A 4,388-nucleotide genomic window follows, 5' to 3' on the forward strand; every position below is an offset into this window, starting at 1 on the left:
AAACACTCATGAGCATTAATGTAACATTTCCCGAAGAACTTCTCATTGCCGCCAGAGAAGAAAAAGAAGCATTCTCTCGTAAAGTCATAATTTATACATTAGGGCATCTTTATCAAGAAGGAAAAATTTCAGCAGGAATCGGCGCACAAGTATTAGGCTGCGATAAATATACATTTTATACACTTCTCTCTGAGTATGGTTTTTCCATTATTGATTACACAGCAGAAGAATGGGAATCAGAAATACAAACCAGCCGTAAATTAGCCCAAAAAATCAAAGAGAATGAAGATAATTGTTAATTCTACACCGATCATCGCCTTATCTTTGATTAATCAATTAGATCTTCTTAATCAGCTATTTAATGAAGTGATTATTCCTTGGGCAGTTTATCAAAAAATTGTCATCGCTGGAGATAATAAACCGGGGGCAAAAGAACTCAAAAATGCCAATTGGATTCAAGTTCAAGAAGTTGCATCATCATCTCCTCTTGAACCGCTATTACTAGGATTAGATCGAGGAGAATTAGAAGTTATTCTCTTGGCAATTTCAATTAAACTAGACTGGGTAATTATAGATGAGAAATTAGCAAGAAGAGTTGCCAAAGCTATGGAATTACCCGTCAAAGGAACATTAGGAATTCTCTTGGTTGGTTTTTATGCAGGTTATCTATCTAAACAAGAAATTTTAGATTTATCACAGCAGTTAATTAATCATGGAATTCGTAATAGTTCTCCGATTATTAATTGGCTAAAAACAGAATTAGACAATGATCATTAATACTAACTCAATGCAAAATTTACTACCTTGAAACAATAAATCGTACACATTCGTGACCAAGAAAAAGCAGAAACACTCTCTAAAATTTTAACTGCTTTAGATTTTGTTGACTCCGTAGAAATCATCGAAGATCAAACAACATTATCTGATAACGAGCAAGACTTCTTTGCCCTAGCAGGATTGTGGGAAGACAGGGATATTACCCCTAAATCTATCCGTCAAGCAGCATGGCGAGAAGAAAAACGATGATTTTATTAAAAGTTTAGAACGCTATGAGCCGTCGAATGAATGACCCATCCACATTTCATTGGCGATCGCATTCCTCCCCATCTTTCCACACTCCCTACGCAATCGCAAAAATCCGATAAAATAGTGAATAAGTGACATCCATCAATACAATTTATTACAAAAAATAATTTCTAAGTAATAAAACCATGGCTCAATTACAAACCCTAATGCCTATACTACAAGAATTTCGCCAAGAATTAGCAAAGTTTTATGGAAAACGGTTAGTAAAACTCATCCTTTTTGGTTCACAAGCGCGGGGTAACGCCAATGAGGACTCAGATATTGATATTATGGTCGTATTAAAGGGGCCCATTTCCCCTGGAGATGAAGTGATTCGGATGGCAGACATCGCTACTCAACTAGACCTTAAATATAATACCTTCATTTCTTTGATTCCCATCGCCGATGAAGACTTTGTTCATCGACAAACCCCATTAATGGACAATATTCGCCGAGAAGGGATTGTCCTGTGAACCAAATTTCGTCCTATATCAATCAAGCTAATGAAGAATTAGAAGCGGCCACCCTATTACTTGAAAAAAATTATTATCGTGCTTGTATTTCTCGTTGCTATTATGCCATTTATTGTACAGTCCAAGCTCTGTTAATAGTTAAAAATATCAATACTCGCAGTCATCGAGGGGTACGACAGCAATTTTCTCAACATTTTATTCAAACAGGTGAATTATCATTAGAACTATCAAAAGCATTAAGAATTACCTATGATTTACGACAATTAGGAGATTATGATCAAGTTATTGAAATAACTAGGGAACAAACAAAAATTGCCTTAGAATACGCCACAGTATTTGTAGAACAAGCAAGCCACTGGCTTAATACACATTAGTTTAGTATAAAGAGATAGATAAATTATCTCAAATGGAATGCTCCCACTCTAGCAAATACTACAGTAACTATTTATGCGCTATCAAGTTCGACTCAAACAAAGCGAAGAAGGTTATGCAATTTGGTGTCCCAGTTTACCCGGATGTTGGTCACAGGGGGACACTGAAGCAGAAGCTATAGAAAATATCAAAGAAGCGATACAAGACTATTTAGAGACAATTGAAGAGTTAAACAAAGATGCGGAAGTGCGTTATGTAGAAGTAGGATAAGTAGGCCAAAATTACCTGGAATTAATCATCTACGCGCTGTTAATGCCTTTGAAAAAGCGGGATTCCGCATCACTAGACAGAGAAAACATATTACTATGACAAATGGAGAACAGACTATCGCCATTCCACGAGCAAATCCGGTTAATGCTTATACAATGGCAGGGATTGTTAAAGAAGCGGGTTTAGCTATCGAAGAATTCTTAGAATTACTCTAAAACTATTTCTAACCTGCTTTTAATCCTTCATTTTGGGGGGGAGGTAGCTTTAAGAGAAGTGTATCAAAGTATTAAAGATGTTAGTCGCTGGTGGCGGTGATTTTTGTTCTATGAATTAGCCTCCGCCTTATCCAATTGAATCAGCAGTCTGCTCCCCAGTGCCTTCGGCAAGCGTGGCAATCCGATAAAATAGTGAATAGGTGACATCGGGAAAAAATCATCTATGGCAACTACATCCGAAGACGTATGGCGAATCTTAGCCGAATTAGCGACTGCTCAAGCTGAATTAACTGCTGCTCAAAAAGAAACTGACAAACAACTGAAGGAAGTTAGTCAACAACAGAAGGAAAACGCCCAACAACAGAAGGAAACCGAGCGACGACAACAGGAAACCGACCGACAACTCAGAGAATTGGGTAAACAAATTGGGGGACTCGGAGCCAAATTCGGCAGCTTTACCGAAGGACTTGCTCTCCCCTCAATGGAAACGATTCTCAGACAACGCTTTGGCATGGAAGTGGTTAGTCCCAGTGTGCGAGTCAGTAAAGATGGACAACACCTAGAAATTGATGTCCTTGCCTATACCAATGGTGAGCTAAATACTGCCTATATCGTTGAGGTTAAAAGTCATGCCAGAGAAGAGTCTATTACACAATTAAAAAGTATTTTGCAACGGTTTCGCCGCTTTTTTCCTGAACACAAAGACAAAAAACTCTATGGCATACTAGCATCGGTTGACTTATCGAACGAATTACGCGAAAAAATTCTGCAAGAAGGGTTTTATGTGGCTCGGATTCATGACCAAGTATTTGAACTCGATATTCCTGATAATTTTCAACCTCAAATCTATTAAAACATCAAAGGTGATCGCTTTTGCTCTGATATTGTGAGGGATGATTGCTTGTATTTAGCGGTAAATATCCTTTCGATGCCCAATATCAAGAACAATCACCTTCTTTTCTGAATCATCGATACCATAAATAATTCGATAAACTCCAATCCGAACCCGCCAACCTTCTCTTCCTGTCAGTTTTAGACATCCTGATGGTCTTGGATTTTCGGCTAATTCTCTAATGCCATCTCGAATTTTTGATAATCATCTTTTGGGAGATTTGCTAAAGCCTTAGAAGCACGTTTTTTAATAGTAATATTGTAACTCATTGCTGGCTATTTTCAATTTCAGTGATCGCTGCTTCAAAAGGAATTTCATCATCCTCACCTGAGACAGCTAAATCATAGGCTCTAATGGCATCTAACTCCTCCGATTCTTCCAGCAGTTTCTGATATTCTTCTATATCTAAAAGAACACCTATTCGATTACCCTGCTCATCGGTGATATACCTTTCCTTTAATTTCATTTGAGAACAACTGCCTTAGTTAATTTTCGTTCCAATTATAACTCAGGTGTTAACGCCTAACCATGTTGACCTATCCTTCTGGGAAAATACCCTTCAAGCTTTGGGGAGTCTCACTCGTCCTTCTTCCCTCGAAACTATTCCCAACTTAGTCCCTTTAATCCTTCATTTTGGTGGACTGGTCGCCTTGGGAGAAGTGTATCAAGGGATTAGGGATGTTAGTCGCTGGTGGCGGTGATTCTTGTTCTATGAATTAGCCTCCACCTTACCCAATTGAATCAGCAGTCTGCTCCCCAGTGCCTTCGGCAAGCGCAGAAATCCAATAAAATAGTGAATAGGTGACATCGGGAAAAAATCATCTATGGCAACTACATCAGAAGACGTATGGCGAATCTTAGCCGAATTAGCGACTGCTCAAGCCGAATTGACTGCTGCTCAAAAAGAAACTGACAAACAACTGAAGGAGACTGACCTACTATTGAAGGAAGTTAGTCAACAACAGAAGGAAAACGCCCAACAAATCAAGGAAACTGACCGACAACAGCAGAAAACTGACAAACAACTCAAAGAATTAGGTCAGCAAATTGGGGGACTCGGGGCAAAATTCGGCAGCTTTACCGAAGGACTTGCTCTCCCTT

At 38.7% G+C, this 4,388-nt stretch carries 11 protein-coding genes and 1 pseudogene; 10 read left to right on the forward strand and 2 right to left on the reverse strand.

Going from position 1 to position 4,388, the window contains the following annotated elements; all coding sequences use genetic code 11:
- Nucleotides 1-8: 8 nt before the first annotated feature.
- The 8 genes from PX636_RS01765 (at nt 9) to PX636_RS01795 (ending at nt 3,248) form a co-directional block, all read left to right on the forward strand.
- The gene (locus tag PX636_RS01765; RefSeq protein WP_002770431.1) at nt 9-299 is read left to right on the forward strand and encodes a UPF0175 family protein; all 291 of its coding nucleotides are present in this window, start codon (nt 9-11) and stop codon (nt 297-299) included.
- Nucleotides 283-777, forward strand: a complete 495-nt coding sequence (locus PX636_RS01770) for a PIN domain-containing protein (RefSeq protein ID WP_288116032.1) — start codon at nt 283-285, stop codon at nt 775-777. The genes PX636_RS01765 and PX636_RS01770 overlap by 17 nt, the downstream gene beginning before the upstream one ends.
- Before the next feature lie 39 nt (nt 778-816).
- Nucleotides 817-1,026 (forward strand): hypothetical protein, encoded by a 210-nt coding sequence (locus PX636_RS22540; RefSeq protein WP_353853445.1) that lies wholly within the window; start codon nt 817-819, stop codon nt 1,024-1,026.
- A gap of 185 nt (nt 1,027-1,211) precedes the next feature.
- Entirely contained in the window at nt 1,212-1,538 is a 327-nt protein-coding gene (locus PX636_RS01775) for a nucleotidyltransferase domain-containing protein (RefSeq protein WP_002740269.1), read from the forward strand.
- Nucleotides 1,535-1,912: a HEPN domain-containing protein gene (locus PX636_RS01780; RefSeq protein ID WP_002739474.1), complete on the forward strand. Its 378-nt coding sequence runs from the start codon at nt 1,535-1,537 to the stop codon at nt 1,910-1,912. Before PX636_RS01775 ends, PX636_RS01780 begins: the two co-directional genes overlap by 4 nt.
- 73 nt (nt 1,913-1,985) lie before the next feature.
- Entirely contained in the window at nt 1,986-2,180 is a 195-nt protein-coding gene (locus PX636_RS01785) for a type II toxin-antitoxin system HicB family antitoxin (RefSeq protein ID WP_002776391.1), read from the forward strand.
- Entirely contained in the window at nt 2,177-2,395 is a 219-nt protein-coding gene (locus PX636_RS01790) for a type II toxin-antitoxin system HicA family toxin (RefSeq protein ID WP_288116038.1), read from the forward strand. The genes PX636_RS01785 and PX636_RS01790 overlap by 4 nt, the downstream gene beginning before the upstream one ends.
- Before the next feature lie 223 nt (nt 2,396-2,618).
- Complete coding sequence (locus PX636_RS01795) at nt 2,619-3,248, forward strand: DUF3782 domain-containing protein (protein ID WP_288116034.1); 630 nt, start codon at nt 2,619-2,621, stop codon at nt 3,246-3,248.
- Nucleotides 3,249-3,302: 54 nt separating this feature from the next.
- On the opposite strand, the gene PX636_RS01800 is transcribed toward PX636_RS01795, so the two are convergent.
- On the reverse strand, nt 3,303-3,482 hold the full coding sequence (locus tag PX636_RS01800; protein ID WP_353853446.1) for a type II toxin-antitoxin system RelE family toxin: 180 nt from the start codon (nt 3,480-3,482) through the stop codon (nt 3,303-3,305).
- 70 nt (nt 3,483-3,552) lie between these two features.
- On the reverse strand, nt 3,553-3,753 hold the full coding sequence (locus PX636_RS01805) for a RelB antitoxin-like protein (protein ID WP_012267985.1): 201 nt from the start codon (nt 3,751-3,753) through the stop codon (nt 3,553-3,555).
- Between the two features lie 46 nt (nt 3,754-3,799).
- On the opposite strand from PX636_RS01805, the gene PX636_RS01810 reads away from it, so the two are divergent.
- Together PX636_RS01810 and PX636_RS01815 are read left to right on the forward strand one after the other, a co-directional pair.
- Entirely contained in the window at nt 3,800-3,988 is a 189-nt protein-coding gene (locus PX636_RS01810) for a hypothetical protein (protein ID WP_288116036.1), read from the forward strand.
- 123 nt (nt 3,989-4,111) lie between these two features.
- Nucleotides 4,112-4,388 (forward strand): annotated as a pseudogene (locus PX636_RS01815) (DUF3782 domain-containing protein); the annotation flags it as partial.

This window comes from Microcystis sp. M53598_WE2 (assembly GCF_030067735.1).
GTDB classification, from domain to species: Bacteria; Cyanobacteriota; Cyanobacteriia; order Cyanobacteriales; family Microcystaceae; genus Microcystis; species Microcystis aeruginosa.